We start from the raw sequence: 16411 nt of genomic DNA, 5'->3' as shown, positions 1-16411 counted from the left end.
GGCGGTCCGCCAGCACGGGATACGGCCGGATCCGCACCCGGCAGCGGAAAATCCGGTGCTCCGGGCGGCGGCCCCACCCACCCGCCGGCCGACGCCACTCCATCGAAGTGTGCAGTCGGGCGCGCCGGATCTCGTCGGGAATGACGACGCCGGGCGGAAGGACGGGCGGCAGTCTGGAGGGGTGTGGAAGGAGCCCCCGCTGTGATCGTCTCCCTGATCGTCGGTGCCGAGATCGCCTTCTGGGTGGTGCTGGCGACCGGCCTCGCGGTGCGCTACGCACTGCGCCGGCCCCGGGCGGGCGGGGTGCTGCTGCTGGGTGTGCCGCTGATCGACGTGCTGCTGCTGACGGCCACCGCGCTCGATCTGCGCGGCGGCGCGGAGCCCCAGTGGTCGCACACGCTGGCGGTGCTGTATCTGGGCTTCACGGTCGGCTACGGCCACCAGCTGATCGGCTGGGCGGACCGGTGGGCGGCGCACCGCTGGGCGGGCGCGCCGCGCCCCGCCCAGCCCCCGCGCCACGGCTGGCCCCGGGCCCGGCACGAGTGGCGGCTGTGGCGGCTGACCCTGGTGGGCATGGGTGTCTCGCTGGCGGCGGCCCAGCTGATGATCTGGCTGGTCGACCGCCCCGAGGTGAGTGACATCCTGCGCGGCACCCAGGGCGCGGCACTGCGGATCATGGGCATCCACGGACTGATCGCGCTGTCGTACACGATCTGGCAGAAGAAGGACCCGGCCGCCGGGTCACCCGACCCGGCGGCGGGGGGTCAGACGCCGGGGTAGGGGCGGTCGCGGCGGGCGTCGTGGAGGGTCGCTGCCCACCAGTGGAGCTGGTCGAGCATGGCCCGGGCGGCGTCGCCGGGCTCCTTCGGCTCCCGCAGGGCGCCGTTCTCGTCGAACAGCTGGTAGTAGCGGGGGAACAGCACGCAGTCGCGGACCGTGTGGGCGTGCAGTTCGTTGAAGACCTGCCGCAGGCCCTCGATGGCCAGCAGCCCGCCGCTGAAACCGCTGTAGCCGACGAAGCCGATCGCCTTGTGCTGCCACTCCGTGTAGTGCCAGTCGATGGCGGCCTTCAGCGAGGCCGGAAAGCTGCGGTTGTAGTCCGGGGTCACCACGATGAACGCGTCGGCGGCCTTCAGCCGCCCGGTCAGGCCGGCCATCTCGGCCGGCCGGTCCAGGTCCGGCTGGAGCGCGGGCGGTACGGGCGGCAGGGCGAGCGGCAGCGGGATCTCCGCCAGGTCGATGGCGTCCACCGTGAAGCGGCCGTGTTCCTGGGCCTGTTCGGTGATCCAGCGGGCCACCACGGGGCCGAAGCGGCCCTCCCGGACGCTTCCGGTGATTACGGCGAGACGCAGTGGGGTGTTGTGCTCTGTGGTCATGCTCCGACCGTGCCCGCCGCGCGCGCCGCCGGGGAGACCGGGCTGAGACCGGTAGCGGCAGGGCCACGATCCGCCGCGCCCGGCCCTGTTACGTTCGGTGGGTGAGCGAGAACGAGCTGGGCCGATTTCTGCGGGACCGCCGCGAGGCCGTCACCCCGGCGGACGCCGGCCTGCCCGCCGGGCCCCGGCGCCGTACCCCCGGGCTGCGCCGCTCGGAGCTGGCGATGCTGGCCGGGGTGAGCGTCGAGTACGTCACCCGGCTCGAACAGGGCCGGGACCGGAGGCCGTCCGCCTCGGTGCTGTCCGCGCTGGCCGAGGCGCTGGGGCTGGGCATGGGCGAGCGCATCCATCTGCACCGGCTCACCAAGGCCGCCGAGCCCGGCTACTCGTGCGGCGCGGACACCGCCGAGCCGGCCCGTACCGTACGCGGCACGGTGCGCGCGCTGCTGGACCAGCTGGAGCCGGCCCCGGCCGTGCTGCTGAACCGGCTGAGCGACCTTCTCGCCTGGACCGAGGGCTTCGACCGGCTCGCCCGGCCGGTGGGAATGCTGGAGGGTTCGCCGCCCAGCCTGGTGCGCTATGTGTTCGCCGACGAGCGGGCCCGCGCCGCGTTCCCGGACTGGGACCGGCTCGCGGACGAGCGGGTGGCGGAGCTCAAGGACGGGCCGTTCCGGGCCGATCCGCATCTGGCGCGGCTCGCCGACGAACTCACGCTGACGGCCGGGGCGGCGTTCGCCGAGCGGGAGGCGTCGGTGTCGGGGCCGCCGCGCGCCGGCGGGGTGCTGCGGATGGCGCACCCGCGGCTGAGCGGCGAGCTGCGGCTGGCGTACGAGACGCTGTCGCTGCCGGTGGACGACGATCAGCGGCTGCTGGTGTACCTCCCGGCGGACGAGGCCACGGCGGCGGGGCTCGCCGCCTTGGCCACCGCCGCCGGGGAGCGGCTGCGGGTGGTGTAGGCCCCGCCGGTCAGCGGTTCTCGCCGGGGACCCAGAGCACGTCGCCCTGCTCCTTGTTGGCGCTTCTGGCCAGGATGAACAGCAGGTCGGAGAGCCGGTTGAGGTAGGTGGCGGTCAGTTCGTTCATGCTGTCGCCGTGCTCGGCGAGCGCCGCCCAGGTGGAGCGCTCGGCGCGGCGTACCACGGTGGTGGCCTGGTGCAGCAGGGCCGCGCCGGGGGTGCCGCCGGGGAGGATGAAGCTGCGCAGCTTGTCGAGATCGGCCAGGAAGTGGTCGCAGTCGGCTTCGAGCCGGTCGATGTAGCTCTGGAGGACGCGCAGCGGCGGGTGTTCGGGGTCCGGTACGACGGGGGTGCACAGGTCGGCGCCGACGTCGAAGAGATCGTTCTGCACCCGGACCAGTACGGCGCCGATCTCCTGGGGCAGTTCGCCCAGGGCCAGCGCCGTACCGATCACCGCGTTGGCCTCGTTGGCGTCGGCGTAGGCGGCGATCCGCAGATCCGTCTTGGCGGTGCGGCTCATGTCGCCGAGCGCCGTGGTGCCCTTGTCTCCGGTGCGGGTGTAGATCCGGGTGAGATTGACCATGGGCCGAGGGTAGCCCTCAGGCGCCGGCCTTGGTGAAGAGCCGGGCGCCCAGGGTGATGGTGATGGCGGACAGGGCGAGGGCCACCGCCGTACCGAGCAGCAGGGTGGAGCCGTAGTCGCCGACGAACGCGGCGCGGACGGCCTCGACCAGATAGCGGAACGGCACGAAGTGCGAGATGACGTTCAGCCAGGCGGGGGCGAGCGCCATCGGCAGCAGGATGCCGGAGAGCAGCATCATCGGCATGTTGATGGAGTTGATGACCGGGGCGAACTCCTGGACGGTGTTGACCCGCATGGCCAGCGCGTACGAGAGCGAGGCGAGCGAGGCGCCCAGCAGGCCGACGATGAGGAAGCCGATGAGGACGCCGAGTACGGGGGCGCGCAGTCCGAAGGCGAGGCCGGCCAGCACCACCAGGATGGACTGGACGAGGAGTTGCAGGGCGTCGCGCAGGATGCGGCCGAGGAGCAGGGCGAGCCGGCTGACGGGGGTGACCCGCATCCGTTCGACGACGCCGAACTGCTTCTCCATAATGATGCCGAAGCCGGCGAACGCGGCCGAGAACAGTCCGAGCTGGATCAGCAGCCCGGGCACCAGGGTCTGCCAGGAGTCGCCCTTTCCGCCGAGCGGCATGTCCTTCAGCAGGGGGCCGAAGAAGGCGAGGAAGAGCAGGGGCTGCATGAGCCCGAAGACGACACTGACCCGGGAGCGCAGTGTCTGGCGCAGATGGCGCTGGAATATCAGTCCGGTGTCCGAGAGCACGGTGGACATGGTGGGAGTGGTTCCTGTCTGTCTGTCCGGGTGGGATCGGGTGGGGACGGGGCGGGTCATACGGCGATGGGGGCGCGGTCCGCGTCGGGCTGCGGGCCGCGGCCGGTGATGGCGATGAAGGTGTCCTGGAGGGAGGCGTCCGGGGCGCCGCCGTACCGGAGCTTCAGCTCCGCCGGGGTGCCCTCGGCGGCGATCCGGCCGTCGTCGACGACGATCAGCCGGTCGGAGAGGGCGTCCGCCTCGTCCAGGTAGTGGGTGGTGAGGAAGATCGTGGTGCCGTCCTCGGCCCGGATGCGGCGGATGAGGTCCCACAGGTCGGCGCGGCTGCCCGGGTCGAGGCCGGTGGTGGGCTCGTCGAGGAAGAGGACGCGCGGGCGGTGGGTGAGCGCCATGGCAATGTCCATGCGGCGCCGCTGGCCGCCGGAGAGGGCGGCGCACTTGCGGTCCAGCAGGTCGGTGAGGTCGAGTTCGGCGGCGAGTTCGCCGACCCGGGCTGTCGCCTCGTTCTTGGAGAGCCGGTAGAGCCGGGCCTGGAGGGTGAGCTCGTCGCGGACCGTCTCGCCCGGGTCGGTGCCGCCGGACTGGGCGACGTACCCGATGGCGCGGCGTACGGCGGCCTGCTCGGTGGCCAGGTCGTGCCCGGCGACGGTGGCGGTGCCCCGGGTGGGGACGAGCAGGGTGGTGAGCATGCGCAGGGTGGTGGACTTGCCCGCGCCGTTGGGGCCCAGGAACCCGAGGATCTCGCCGGGTTCGACGCTCATGTCGATGCCGCGCACGGCTTCGACGGTGCCGCGTTTGGTGGTGAAGGTGTGGGCCAGGTCGTGGGTGGTGAGGATCGGTGCCATGCCGGACAGCGAACCAGGGTCGCTGAAAAAATGCAATCGCCCCAAGTTTTAAGTTGGTCAAGGACGCTCTAGGATGACGCCATGGCCGGGCTCAGGGAACGCAAGAAGCAGCAGACCAGGCAGCACATCTCCGACGTGGCCACCGGGCTGTTCCTGGAACGGGGCTTCGACGCGGTGACGGTGGCGGAGGTCGCGGAGGCGGCGGACGTCTCGGTGAACACCGTCTACAACTACTTCCCGGCCAAGGAGGATCTCTTCCTGGACCGGTCGGCGGAGATGATCGACCGTCCCTCCCGGCGGGTGCGCGAGCGGCTGCCGGGGGAGTCGGCCGCCGAGGCGATCCTGCGCGGGCTGCGCGAGGACATCGAGCGGCGCAGCCCGGCGGCCGGACTGGCCGGGGGGATCGACGCGTTCATGCGGGTGGTGCACGGCGCTCCCACCCTGCTCGCGCGGACGATGAACATGCAGTACGAGTCCGCGGAGCGGCTGGCCGACACGCTGCGCGGGGAGACCGGTGCCGATCCCGGGGACCCGATGCCGGAGGCCGTCTCGGTGCATCTCTCCGGCGTCCAGGGGCTGGTTTTCCGGACGGCGGTGGTCGGCTCGCTCCAGCACCTGCCCGTGGAGAAGGTGGCCGCGGACGTCCTGGTGAAACTGGCGACGGCACAGTCCCTGATGAGCCCGCGGCTGCTCGACTACGCCCGCCGCCCCCGCTGAGGGCGGGCGGCACCGCTCACAGCAGCGCCACGGCCGTGGCGGCGATGAAGAGCACCTGGAGGGCGGTGCGGGGCAGCAGCGGGGTGCCCTGGGCGGTCTTGCGGCGGGCGGCCGAGACATTGGCCGGGAACATGGCGAGCATCAGCAGGATCAGGCACGCCGCCGCCCAGCGGGAGGTGGCCGGGATCAGCAGGCCGATCGCGCCGGCCAGTTCCAGGATGCCGGTGAGAGTGACCAGCAGATGCGGGCGGGGCAGCGCCGGCGGGACCATGGCGACGAGATCGGCCCGCAGCTTGGGCTGGAAGTGCGCGAAGGTGGTCAGCAGGAACATCACCGCCACGCCCACGCGGACGGCCGGGTGCCAGGCGTCGAGGGCGTCCACGCCGGCCACTCCGGCGAGGCGGGCCGCGAGAGTGCCGATGATCAAGGCGATGAGGGGTTCCACGGGGACCTCCGGGACGGAAACTTGTCACTAGCAAGATAAGCCCATGGCGGTACATCTTGTCAACGCAAAGATAGGCTGGTCCCATGACCGACCGGCCGTATCACCACGGAGACCTCCGCCGCACCCTGCTGTCCGCCGCCGCCGAGGCCATCGAGCAGCACGGCACCGCCGCCCTCAGCCTGCGCGGCCTGGCCCGGCGCGCGGGCGTCTCGCACGCCGCGCCCGCCCACCACTTCGGCGACAAGCCCGGACTGCTGACGGCCCTGGCCGCCGAGGGCTTCGACCTGCTCGCGGACGCCATCGACGCGGCCGGCGGCGATCTGCTGGAGGCCGGGGTGGCCTACGTCCGGTTCGCCATCGGGCACCCGGCGCACTTCGAGGTGATGTTCCAGCCCGGCCTCTACCACCCCGACGACCCCGAGGCCGCCGCCGCCCGCACCCGCTCCGACCAGGCCCTCACCGACGCGCTCGGCACCCTCCCTGACCCCGGCGGCGAGGGCCGTCCGGCCCGGCTCGCCGCCTGGTCCATCGTGCACGGCTTCGCCGCCCTGTGGCTGAACGGCGCCCTGGCGAAAGAGCCCGGCGAGGACCCCGGAGAACTGGCCCGCACGGTCCTGCGCCGCCTCACCGGCTGACAGGGCCGGCCCTCGGCGGTACAGCCCCGGCTCCCGTTACAGTGAGGGCCGGAGTGACGGACGAAGGAGGTGGGACCCATTACCGCTGGTGTTGGTGGGGTGCCGCCGTGGGTGGCCCCGGGGTGTTCCGAGAGGTCGTCTGTCGATGGATTTGGAAGTGGTCGAGCGGCTGCGCGCCGCCGGATGTGTGTTCGCCGAGGATGAGGCGCGGCTGATCACGGGCGCCGCAGGCAGCGGCGCCGAGCTGGGCGCCATGGTGGCGCGGCGGGTCGCCGGGCTGCCGCTGGAGCAGGTGGTGGGGTGGGCCGCGTTCGGCGGGCTGCGGATCGCCGTCGAGCCGGGGGTGTTCGTCCCCCGGCGGCGTACCGAACTCCTGGTACGGGAGGCCGTCGCCGGCGCCCGGCGCGGGCAGGTGGTGCTGGATCTGTGCTGTGGCTCCGGCGCGGTGGGCGCCGCGATCGCCGCCGCCGTACCGGGGGTGGCCCTGCACGCCGCCGATATCGACCCGGCGGCGGTACGGTGCGCCCGGCGCAATGTGACCCCGGCGGGCGGGCGGGTGTACGAGGGCGACCTGTACGCGCCGCTGCCGCCCGCGCTGCGCGGCGTCGTGGCGGTGCTGACCGCGAACGTGCCCTACGTACCCAGTGGTGAGGTCGGCCTGCTGCCGGCCGAGGCGCGCGAGCATGAGCCGCTGGTGGCGCTGGACGGCGGCGCCGACGGGCTGGACGTGCTGCGCCGGGTCGCCGCCGGGGCCGGGCGCTGGCTGGCGCCGGGCGGGCGGCTGCTGGTGGAGACCACCGGGCGGCAGGCGGCGCGGGCGGCCGGGGTGTTCGCCGGGTACGGGCTGGCCACCCGGGTGGTGACCGACGAGGAGGCCGACGCCACGGTCATCATCGGCACCCGGTAGAATCATCGCAACGCGTACAAAGCCTCCCGGCCGGAGATCTCCGGCCGGGAGGCTTTGTTTCATGACCGACACCGAGCTGTCCGCAGTGACCGTGCGCCGGGCCGGCGCCGATGACCATCCCGTGCTGGCACGGCTGTGGCTGATGTTCCGCCACGATCTGTCCGGGTTCCGGGGCGAACTGCCCGCCCCCGACGGCACCTTCCGCAGCGACCGGCTCGCGTCGGCGCTCCGCGACCCGGGCTGGGCCGCCTATCTGACGCTCAGCGGGGACCGCCCGGCCGGCTTCGCCCTCGTCCGGGCCCTGGACACCCCGGTCCGGGTGCTCAACGCCTTCTTCGTCGTGCGCGGCGCCCGCCGGGCCGGGGTGGGGATGGCCGCCGTACGACAGGTGGTGGCCCGGCATCCGGGACGCTGGGAGGTCGCCTTCCAGGACAACAACCCCACGGCCGTGCGGTTCTGGCGCACCGTGGCCGCCGAACTGGGCGGCCCCGGCGGGTGGACCGAGGAGCACCGCCCGGTGCCCGGCCGCCCGCAGGCCCCGCCCGACAGCTGGATCGGCTTCACGGCCGGCCCGTGGCCGCTCCCCGCGGGAAGCGGCCACGGCGCGGATTAGTGGACCGGGAGGAAGGGGGCGCCGGAGACGGTCTGCGCCGTCGTGGCGTCGTGGGGGGCACCGACCGCCGACGGCGCCTCGTGCGGGGCGACGGCCGTGCCGCGCTGGGCGAGCCGGGCCAGCCGGTCCGCCATCGGCGAGCCGGAGTTCCAGTGCTGCGGCTGCGCGGCCACCTCCTGCGCCGTGCCGTCCGCCGGCTGGACGATGCCCGGGTCGGCGATCGGCAGGGTGCGGGGGGCGTCAGCGGCGACCGGGGCGCTGGCCAGGGCCGGGACGGCGGTGAGGGTCAGGGCGGCGGCGGCGACCGCCCCCAGGACTCCGGCGCGGATGCTGACGTGGGTCATGGGGTTCTCCGGTTTCTCCGAGGTGGGGTTGAGAAGACAGCGACAGATGTACCCTGCGCTTCCCGCCCGCCCCTCCCCGTGTGGGTGTAAGTCGCCCGCACGGGGGAGCCATTGCACATCTGCGCTAGCCCAACGAGGCGAGGAAGCGGTGCTGGGCGCCGATCAGCGCCGTCTCCTCCATCGGCGCCGCCGGGTGGTCGAAGTGCCCGGCGGTCAGCACGAAGAGCTCCCGCCGCCCGGCCAGCGCGTTGTACACCGCGAACTGCCCCGGCGGCGGCACCACCGGGTCGAACATCGCGGCCCCGACATGCACCGGAATCCGCAGGTGCGCCGCCGCCGTCGCCGCGTCGTACCAGCTGAGCACCCCCGCCACCCGCGGGTCCTGGGCGTGCCGCAGCCGTACCGGCTCCCCGCTGCCCGCGCACGGCAGCGTCAGCCGCAGCGGATGGTTGCCGAAGCTCGGCACCACCAGGGTCGCCGCCGTGAAGCGGTCGTCCCAGGGCAGCGCGAGCGGGCCGATCCCGCCGCCGAAGCTCGCCCCGTGGTACGTCAGCCCGCGCGCCGCGCCCGGCACCAGTTCCAGCAGCGCGGTGGCCGCGCACCAGATGTCCGCCGCGCACTCCCCGTGCACATAGGTGTCGCGGGAGCCGATGCCGTGCAGCACGTGTTCCCCGCCCCGCTCGGGGAGGTCGGGGAAGCGGCTGAGCGCCCCGAGGCCGCGCAGCACCGGCCAGATGGTGGCGGTGCCGGGCGGTGGCAGCCGCAGTTCCGGGAATTCGCGACCGCCATAGCCGTGAGTGGCCACACAGCCCCGGGTGACGCGTCCGTCGGCGGGCAGCGTCAGCCAGCCGCCGATCCGCCGGCCGCCCACCGAGCCGTAGTCGAGCCGGTGGACGCGTACCCCGTCCGTCTCCCGCTCCACCGGGCCCAGACGCGGCGCGACCTGCGTGCGCCTGGCGGCGGCGTACCGCGCGCGCCAGAACGCGGCGAAGCCCTCCGGGGCGGTGGGGGCGCCCACCGTCAACAGGGTGGCCAGGTCGTAGCCGTAGGTCGGGTCGAAGGGGAAGTCATGGAAGAGATCCACCCTCTGGGCGTTCGCTTTCGTCAATTCCCTTGGCGCGGTCATGGGTTCCTCCGGGGTACACGGTCGGCTGGTTCCGGTCGGTCGCGATCGGCCGGCCGGCTGACACCGGTATCCCTCTCATCATCCGCCCGAAACTTTTCCGGTCCGCTCCCTTGACGCTCTTTCCCGCAGTACCTACCGTCGCTGCAACGAATCAGCAGACAACACATCGTTCCTGCTTATCAGTTGCTGATACGAAACAGCGAGGGGATGCAGTGCCAGTCAACCGCCACCGGCAGGCGCCGACCCAGTCGGATGTCGCGCGCCGCGCAGGGGTGTCCCAGGCGACGGTCTCGGCCGTGGTCAACGGCCGGGCGGCCAGCAGCCGGATTCCGGCCGAAACCGAACGGACCGTCAGGGACGCCATCCGCGCATTGGGCTATACGGCAAACCCCGCCGCCCGTTCCCTCAAGGGCAAGGGCAACCGCCTCCTGGGCGTGCACACCTTCGAAGCGGTCTTCCCGATCAGCAGCCGCGACTTCTACCACGAGTTCCTCATCGGGGTGGAGGAACAGGCCGTCGCCGAGGGCTACGACCTGGTGCTCTTCACCTCCACCGAGGACGTGAACGGCGAACGCCGCCTCTACCGCGACGGCAGCAACCGGCTCAACGTCGCCGACGGCAGCGTGCTGCTCGGTATCACCCACGACCACTCCGACGTGGCCCGGCTCAGCCGCGACGGCTACCCCTTCGTCCACATCGGCCGCCGCGAGGTCTCCGACGCCGGCGACCTCGCCTGGGTCAGCGCCGACTACACCGCCGGCACCCACGACGCCGTACGCACCCTCATCGACGCCGGCCACACCCGGATCGGCTACCTCGGCCTCACCGACCGCACCGAGCCGCTCACCGACCGCGAGGCCGGCTACCGCGCCGCCTGCGCCGCCGCCGGACTCCCGCCGCTGCCCGTACTGATGAACCCGTACGAGCTGCGCCAGGAGTGGTTCGACCTCGCCACCGGCTCCGGCATCACCGCCTTCGTCACCGAGGAGGAGTCGCTCACCGACCGGCTCGCCGAGTTCGCCGCGCACCGCGGCCTCACCATCCCCGCCGACCTCTCCATCATCACGCTGCGCGACACCACCGGCGGCCCGCGCCCCGGCACCGGGTGGAGCTCGCTCGGCATCCCGCGCAACGAGATCGGCCGCGGCGCCGTACGCCTGCTCGTCGAAATGCTCACCGCACCCGAGCCCCCGCGCGCCCGGCAGCTGCTGCTGCCCTGCACGCCGCCCGCGCCCACCACCATCGCGGCGCCGCCCACCGGCGGCGCCGGCGGCACCAGCCACCGCCGGGGAGAGTCATGACCGACACCAGCGCCGACACCAGCGCCGACATCGCCATCATCGGCGGCGGCCTCGGCGGCGTCGCCGCCGCCCTCGCCGCCGCCCGCAGCGGACTGCGGGTGCTGCTCACCGAGGAGTACCCGTGGGTCGGCGGCCAGCTCACCGTGCAGGGCACCCCGCCCGACGAGCACCCGTGGATCGAGCAGTTCGGCGCCACCGCCTCCTACCGCGCCCTGCGCGAGGGCATCCGCGACTACTACCGGCGCTGGTACCCGCTCACCGCCGCCGCCCGCGCCGACCGGGCGCTCAACCCCGGCAACGGCCGGGTCTCCGCGCTGTGCGCCGAACCGCGCGTCGCCCACGACGTGCTGCGCGCCATGCTCGCCCCGCACCAGGCGGCCGGCCGCCTCGACCTGCGCACCGGCTACCGCCCGCTGTCCGCCACCACCGACGGGGACACCGTCACCAGCGTCACCCTGCGCCCCGTCGGCGGCCACAACGGCGACGGCGAGCCGTTCACCGTCACCGCCCCGTACATCCTCGACGCCACCGAGACCGGCGAACTGCTGCCGCTCACCGGCACCGAGCACGTCACCGGCTTCGAGTCGCGGGCCGACACCGGCGAACCCAGCGCCCCCGCAGCCGCCCAGCCGCGCAACATCCAGGCCGCCTCCTGGTGCCTGGCCCTGGAACACCGGGCCGGCGAGGACCACACCATCGACAAGCCCGACGACTACGGATTCTGGCGCGACTACCAGCCCCCGTACTGGCCCGGCCCGTTCTTCGGCCTGCTCGCCCCCAAGCCGCAGGGTCTGGCACCCATGCGCCGCATCCTGGAGCCCAACCCCGACCCCGCCCTCCCGCCGCCGCCCGTCGCCGGCGACCTCGACCTGTGGGCGTTCCGCCGCATCCTCGCCCGGGAGAACTTCACCCCAGGAGCCCTGGAATCCGACGTCATCATCGTCAACTGGCCGATGATCGACTACGTCGAGGGCCCGCTGTTCGGCGGCGGCGCCGAGGAGGACGCCCGCCACCTGGCCGGCGCCCGCGCCATGTCCCGCTCCTTCCTGTACTGGATGCAGACCGAACTGCCGCGCGCCGACGGCGGTACGGGGCTGCCCGGGCTGCGCACCCGCCCCGATGTGGTGGGCACCCGCGACGGCCTCACCATGGGCCCCTACCACCGCGAATCGCGCCGCATCAAGGCCCTGCACACCATCACCGAGCAGGAGGTCTCGCTCGCGGTACGCGGCGAGCGGGGCGCCGTCCGGCACCCCGACTCCATCGGCATCGGCTCGTACCGCATCGACCTGCACCCTTCCACCGGCGGCGACAACTACATCGACGTCGGCTCCTGCCCCTTCCAGATCCCGCTCGGGGCGCTGCTGCCGCAGCGGATCACCAATCTGCTGCCGGCCGCCAAGAACATCGGCACCACCCACATCACCAATGGCTGCTACCGGCTGCACCCCGTCGAGTGGAACATCGGCGAGGCCGCCGGACTGCTCGCCGCCCACTGCCTGCGTGAGCGCGCCACCCCGCACCAGGTGCGCGCCGACGCCACGCTTCTCGCGGACTACCGCGCCCTGCTGAGCGGCCACGGCGTGGAACTCGCCTGGCCCGACGTCCAGGGGTACTGACCACCCCCGCCGTTCCACTGGGAGAACCGACATGAACGCAATGACGCGTAAGTCCTGGCCCATCGACCGAAGAAGATTCCTCGCCGCCGGCGGCGCCGTCACCCTGGGCGCCGCGGCGCTGGGCGCGCTCAGCGCGTGCAGCCTCTCCCCGGCGGGCGGCGACAAGGACGGCGGCGGGCACGCCGGGGACGCCGAGGGCGAGGCCCCCGAGCTGAAGCGGCTCGTCGACGAGGGCAAGCTGCCGCCGCTGGCCGAACGCCTCCCCGCCACGCCCATGGTGGTCACCCCGGTGGACGGGATCGGCCGGTACGGCGGCACCTGGCGCAACGCGCTGATCGGCGCCGGCGACACCTTCCGGCTCCAGTACACCCTCGGCTACGAGAACATGGTGCGCTGGGACCTGGACTGGTCCACCACCGTGCCCAACGTCGCCGAATCGGTGACGGTCAACGAGGACGCCACCCGCTTCACCTTCGTGCTGCGGGAGGGCATGAAGTGGTCGGACGGCGAGCCGTTCACGGTGGACGACGTGCTGTTCGCCTTCCACGACATCGCCATGAACAAGAGCATCGTCCCCGACACCCCGGGACACTTCGCCGTGGACGGCGAACCGGCCCGCCTGGAGCGGATCGACGATCTCACCGTCGCGTTCGTCTTCCCCGCGCCCCGCGCCCTGTTCCTGGAGCAACTGGCCGGCGGGCCCACCGACATCCTCACCCGGCTGCCCAAGCACTACCTGAGCCGGTTCCACCCCGACTACGCCGACGACGCCGAACAGGCCGCCAAGGACCTGGACTACTCCGGCGCCATGGAACTGCTCCAGGACGCCATGTACGCCGGCGCCCTGTGGACCAACCCGCGGCTGCCCCGGCTGCACGCCTGGCTGCCCACCTCGGCGGTCGGCGACGGCACCACCATGCGCTTCACCCGCAATCCCTACTACTGGAAGGTGGATACGGAGGGCAACCAGCTGCCGTACCTGAACGGCATCGACTTCGGCATGGTGCAGGACGCCGAGGTGCTGCTGCTCAACGTCCTCCGGGGCGAGATCGACCTGCTCGACCGGCACGTCAACACCACCCGCAACAAGCCGGTGCTGGCCGCCGAACGCGAGGCCGGCGGCTACCGCTTCTTCGACCTCGTCCCCGACAAACTCAACACGCTCACCATCATGTTCAACCTCACCTGCCAGGACCCGGCCAAGCGGGAGGTGTTCCAGAACCGCGACTTCCGGATCGGGCTGTCGCACGCCATCAACCGGCCCGAGCTCATCACCACCGTGCACGCCCGGCAGGGCGAGCCCTGGCAGGTGGCGCCGCTGCGCGAATCCGAACTGTTCGACGAGGAGATGGCCAAGCAGTACACCGAGTTCGACCTCGACCTCGCCAACGAATACCTCGACCGCACCGGCTGGACCCGGCGCAACGGTGACGGCTTCCGGCTGGGCCCGGACGGCAAGCCCATCTCCTTCCGGGTGCTGGTGGGCACCGGCGCCGGCAAGCCGGAACTCGCCGACGCCCTGGAGCTGATCCGCCCCGGCTGGCGCTCCGTGGGCGTCGACATGCGGGTGCAGAACGAGGACGAGACGCTGCGCATCCAGCTCATCCAGGCCAACGAGCACCAGGCCCTGGTCTGGGACGGCGACGGCGGCCTCGACACCGTCAACACCCCCGGTTTCTTCATGCCGGAATGGGGCGACAATTCAGCATTCTGCCCCGAATGGTTCAGCTGGCTGTCGAGCGACGGCGCCCAGGGCCAGGAGCCGCCCGAGCCCGCCAAGGAGCAGTACCGCATCTACCACGACCGGATCGCCGCCGAACCCGACCGCGACCGCCGCAACGCCCTGATGCGGGACGTCCTGGCCATCGCCAAGGAACAGTTCTGGACCATCGGCGTCTCCACCGCCCTGCCCGGCTACGGCATCGTCGGCGAGCACGTACGCAACATGGTCCAGCAGACCTACTTCGCCGGGAAATTCCCCTACCCGGGCGTCACCAACCCCGAGCAGTACTTCTTCGACGCCTGACATCCGAAAGCTGAACGGGACGGTCTGCGGTGCTGAGCTACGTGGCACGACGGTGCCTCTACATGATCCCGACCCTCTTCGGGATATCGGTGGTGGCCTTCGCCATCATCCAACTGCCGCCGGGCGACTTCCTGACCACCATGGTCGCCCGGATGGAGAACCAGGGCGAACGCATGGACGTCGCCCAGATGAGCGCCCTGCGCGAACGGTACGGCCTCGGCGATCCGATCCACGAGCAGTACCTGAAATGGATCGGCAACATCCTCTTCCACGGTGACTTCGGTCAGTCCTTCGAATACAGCAAGACCGTCTCCTCCTTGGTGATGGACCGGCTGCCGATGACGATCCTGCTGGCCCTCACCACCCTCCTCGCCGGCTGGCTCATCGCCTTCCCCATCGGGATCTACTCCGCGATCCGCCAGTACTCGGCCGGCGACTACCTGGCGACCACCCTCGGATTCCTCGGGCTCGCCATCCCCAACTTCATGATCGCCCTGCTGCTGATGTATCTCGGCCACAGCGTGTTCGGCATGAGCGTCGGCGGCCTCTTCTCACCCGAATTCGAGGACGCCGCCTGGAACCTCGGCAAATTCCTCGATCTGCTCGGCCATCTGTGGGTGCCGATCGTGGTGCTCGGCACCGCCGGCACCGCCGGCCTCATCCGGATCCTGCGCGCCAACCTGCTCGACGAACTCCGCAAGCCGTACGTGGTGGCCGCCCGCGCCCGCGGCATGAGCGAGGCCCGGCTGGTCCGCAAATATCCGCTGCGGGTCGCCCTCAACCCGTTCGTGTCCACCGTGGGCTGGGTGCTGCCGGGGCTGGTCTCCGGCGAGGTCATCGTCTCCCAGGTGCTGTCCCTGCCCACCACCGGGCCGCTGCTGCTCGGCGCGCTCCGCAGCCAGGACATGTACCTGGCCGCCTCGATCATCCTCATCATCAGTGTGCTGACCGTGATCGGCACACTCCTGTCCGACATCCTGCTCGCCTGGCTCGACCCGCGGGTCCGGCTCGGACAGCGGTAGGGGGCCGCCACCATGTCAGCCGAAACCACGACCGAACGCCCGGACACCGACAAGCGCTACACCGCCTCCCAGTGGCAGCTCATCCGGTGGAAGTTCCGCCGCCACAAGCTCGCCATGGCCGGCGCCGTCGTCACCCTCGCCTTCTACCTCGTCGCGCTGTTCGCCGAATTCCTCGCCCCCTTCGGCACCGAACACTTCAACGGCGACTACACCTACGCCCCGCCCCAGACCCTCCACCTCGACGGCGACGGCCTCTACGTCAACGGCTACACCGCCACCATCGACAACGACACCTACGAGCAGACCTACACCGAGGACCCCGGACAGCGCGTCTCCCTCGGCTTCTTCGTCAAGGGCGAGGACTACAAGATCCTCGGCCTCATCCCCTTCGACCGCCACCTCATCGGCCCCACCGAACCCGGCGCCCCGTTCTATCTGCTCGGCGCCGACCGCACCGGCCACGACCTGCTGTCGCTGCTCATCCACGGCACCCGGGTCTCCATGACCATCGGCCTGGTCGGCGTCGCCCTCGCCTTCGCCCTCGGCGTGGTACTCGGGGGCGTCTCCGGCTACTTCGGCGGCAGGACCGACACCGTCATCCAGCGGCTCGTCGAGTTCTTCATGTCCATCCCCACCCTGCCGCTGTGGCTGGGCCTGGCCGCCGCCCTGCCCTACGACTGGGGCCCCGTCCAGCGGTACTTCGCCATCACCGTCATCCTCGCCATCATCGGCTGGACCGACCTCGCCCGCGTCGTACGCGGCCGGTTCCTCTCCCTGCGCGGCGAGGACTTCGTCACCTCGGCCCGTCTTGACGGCTGCCGGCAGCCCCGGGTGATCTTCCGGCACCTGCTGCCGTCCTTCTCCAGCCACCTCATCGCGTCCCTGTCGCTGTCCATCCCCGGGATGATCCTCGCCGAGACCGCCCTGTCCTTCCTGGGGCTCGGCCTCCAGGCCCCCGTCGTCAGCTGGGGCGTACTCCTCCAGGACGCCCAGAACATCCGCGTCCTGTCCACCGCCCCCTGGCTGATGATCCCCGGCCTCGCCGTCATCCTCGCCGTCCTCGCCCTGAACTTCGCGGGCGACGGACTGCGCGACGCCGCCGACCCCTACAAGAAATAGCGGGTGCC

18 protein-coding genes are annotated in these 16411 nt (G+C 72.0%); 11 read left to right on the top strand and 7 right to left on the bottom strand.

The window, feature by feature from the left end; all coding sequences use genetic code 11:
* Positions 1 to 201 precede the first annotated feature (201 nt).
* Entirely contained in the window at positions 202 to 780 is a 579-nt protein-coding gene (locus AC5WRL_RS19510; RefSeq protein WP_496089888.1) for a hypothetical protein, read from the top strand.
* Here AC5WRL_RS19510 and AC5WRL_RS19505 read toward each other — a convergent pair.
* Positions 765 to 1376 carry an NADPH-dependent FMN reductase gene (locus tag AC5WRL_RS19505; RefSeq protein ID WP_496089887.1) on the bottom strand — a complete coding sequence of 204 codons (612 nt, stop codon included), beginning with the start codon at positions 1374 to 1376 and terminating at the stop codon, positions 765 to 767. The two genes, AC5WRL_RS19510 and AC5WRL_RS19505, sit on opposite strands and share 16 nt — an antisense overlap.
* Before the next feature lie 101 nt (positions 1377 to 1477).
* On the opposite strand from AC5WRL_RS19505, the gene AC5WRL_RS19500 reads away from it, so the two are divergent.
* Entirely contained in the window at positions 1478 to 2332 is an 855-nt protein-coding gene (locus AC5WRL_RS19500) for a helix-turn-helix domain-containing protein (protein WP_496089886.1), read from the top strand.
* A gap of 10 nt (positions 2333 to 2342) precedes the next feature.
* On the opposite strand, the gene AC5WRL_RS19495 is transcribed toward AC5WRL_RS19500, so the two are convergent.
* Genes AC5WRL_RS19495 through AC5WRL_RS19485 form a run of 3 tightly spaced genes read right to left on the bottom strand, consistent with a single transcriptional unit; the run spans position 2343 to position 4529 of the window.
* Positions 2343 to 2915, bottom strand: a complete 573-nt coding sequence (locus tag AC5WRL_RS19495; RefSeq protein WP_496089885.1) for a cob(I)yrinic acid a,c-diamide adenosyltransferase — start codon at positions 2913 to 2915, stop codon at positions 2343 to 2345.
* A gap of 16 nt (positions 2916 to 2931) precedes the next feature.
* Complete coding sequence (locus AC5WRL_RS19490) at positions 2932 to 3684, bottom strand: ABC transporter permease (RefSeq protein WP_496089884.1); 753 nt, start codon at positions 3682 to 3684, stop codon at positions 2932 to 2934.
* Positions 3685 to 3740: 56 nt separating this feature from the next.
* The gene (locus AC5WRL_RS19485; protein WP_496089883.1) at positions 3741 to 4529 is read right to left on the bottom strand and encodes an ABC transporter ATP-binding protein; all 789 of its coding nucleotides are present in this window, start codon (positions 4527 to 4529) and stop codon (positions 3741 to 3743) included.
* 81 nt (positions 4530 to 4610) lie between these two features.
* Here AC5WRL_RS19485 and AC5WRL_RS19480 point away from each other — a divergent pair, with 81 nt between their 5' ends.
* Positions 4611 to 5246 carry a TetR/AcrR family transcriptional regulator gene (locus AC5WRL_RS19480; protein ID WP_496089882.1) on the top strand — a complete coding sequence of 212 codons (636 nt, stop codon included), beginning with the start codon at positions 4611 to 4613 and terminating at the stop codon, positions 5244 to 5246.
* A gap of 16 nt (positions 5247 to 5262) precedes the next feature.
* On the opposite strand, the gene AC5WRL_RS19475 is transcribed toward AC5WRL_RS19480, so the two are convergent.
* Positions 5263 to 5691 (bottom strand): DoxX family protein, encoded by a 429-nt coding sequence (locus AC5WRL_RS19475; protein WP_496089881.1) that lies wholly within the window; start codon positions 5689 to 5691, stop codon positions 5263 to 5265.
* 83 nt (positions 5692 to 5774) lie between these two features.
* Here AC5WRL_RS19475 and AC5WRL_RS19470 point away from each other — a divergent pair, with 83 nt between their 5' ends.
* The 3 genes from AC5WRL_RS19470 to AC5WRL_RS19460 all read left to right on the top strand — a co-directional run bounded on the left by AC5WRL_RS19470 (position 5775) and on the right by AC5WRL_RS19460 (position 7846).
* On the top strand, positions 5775 to 6326 hold the full coding sequence (locus tag AC5WRL_RS19470; protein WP_496089880.1) for a TetR/AcrR family transcriptional regulator: 552 nt from the start codon (positions 5775 to 5777) through the stop codon (positions 6324 to 6326).
* 145 nt (positions 6327 to 6471) lie between these two features.
* Positions 6472 to 7233: a putative protein N(5)-glutamine methyltransferase gene (locus tag AC5WRL_RS19465; protein WP_496089879.1), complete on the top strand. Its 762-nt coding sequence runs from the start codon at positions 6472 to 6474 to the stop codon at positions 7231 to 7233.
* Between the two features lie 61 nt (positions 7234 to 7294).
* Positions 7295 to 7846, top strand: coding sequence for a GNAT family N-acetyltransferase (locus AC5WRL_RS19460; protein WP_496089878.1), 552 nt, complete (start codon positions 7295 to 7297; stop codon positions 7844 to 7846).
* Here the strand turns inward: AC5WRL_RS19460 and AC5WRL_RS19455 are convergent.
* Positions 7843 to 8190 carry a hypothetical protein gene (locus tag AC5WRL_RS19455; protein WP_496089877.1) on the bottom strand — a complete coding sequence of 116 codons (348 nt, stop codon included), beginning with the start codon at positions 8188 to 8190 and terminating at the stop codon, positions 7843 to 7845. The genes AC5WRL_RS19460 and AC5WRL_RS19455 overlap by 4 nt on opposite strands.
* Positions 8191 to 8314: 124 nt before the next feature.
* Entirely contained in the window at positions 8315 to 9316 is a 1002-nt protein-coding gene (locus AC5WRL_RS19450; RefSeq protein ID WP_496089876.1) for an acetylxylan esterase, read from the bottom strand.
* 212 nt (positions 9317 to 9528) lie between these two features.
* Between AC5WRL_RS19450 and AC5WRL_RS19445 the strand changes: the two genes are divergently transcribed.
* The 5 genes from AC5WRL_RS19445 to AC5WRL_RS19425 are packed head-to-tail and all read left to right on the top strand — an operon-like array spanning position 9529 to position 16403.
* Positions 9529 to 10617, top strand: coding sequence for a LacI family DNA-binding transcriptional regulator (locus AC5WRL_RS19445; RefSeq protein WP_496089875.1), 1089 nt, complete (start codon positions 9529 to 9531; stop codon positions 10615 to 10617).
* Positions 10614 to 12236, top strand: a complete 1623-nt coding sequence (locus tag AC5WRL_RS19440; RefSeq protein ID WP_496089874.1) for an FAD-dependent oxidoreductase — start codon at positions 10614 to 10616, stop codon at positions 12234 to 12236. Before AC5WRL_RS19445 ends, AC5WRL_RS19440 begins: the two co-directional genes overlap by 4 nt.
* Positions 12237 to 12267: 31 nt before the next feature.
* Entirely contained in the window at positions 12268 to 14262 is a 1995-nt protein-coding gene (locus AC5WRL_RS19435; RefSeq protein ID WP_496089873.1) for an ABC transporter substrate-binding protein, read from the top strand.
* Between the two features lie 29 nt (positions 14263 to 14291).
* Positions 14292 to 15284 carry an ABC transporter permease gene (locus tag AC5WRL_RS19430; protein ID WP_496089872.1) on the top strand — a complete coding sequence of 331 codons (993 nt, stop codon included), beginning with the start codon at positions 14292 to 14294 and terminating at the stop codon, positions 15282 to 15284.
* Between the two features lie 12 nt (positions 15285 to 15296).
* A complete protein-coding gene (locus AC5WRL_RS19425; protein WP_496089871.1) occupies positions 15297 to 16403 on the top strand; it encodes an ABC transporter permease in 1107 nt (368 codons plus the stop codon).
* Positions 16404 to 16411 lie beyond the last annotated feature (8 nt).

The organism is Streptomyces sp. NTD107 (genome assembly GCF_059510435.1).
The sequence above is the reverse complement of the archived record's forward strand: the minus strand, read 5'-3'. Positions and strand labels throughout refer to the sequence as shown.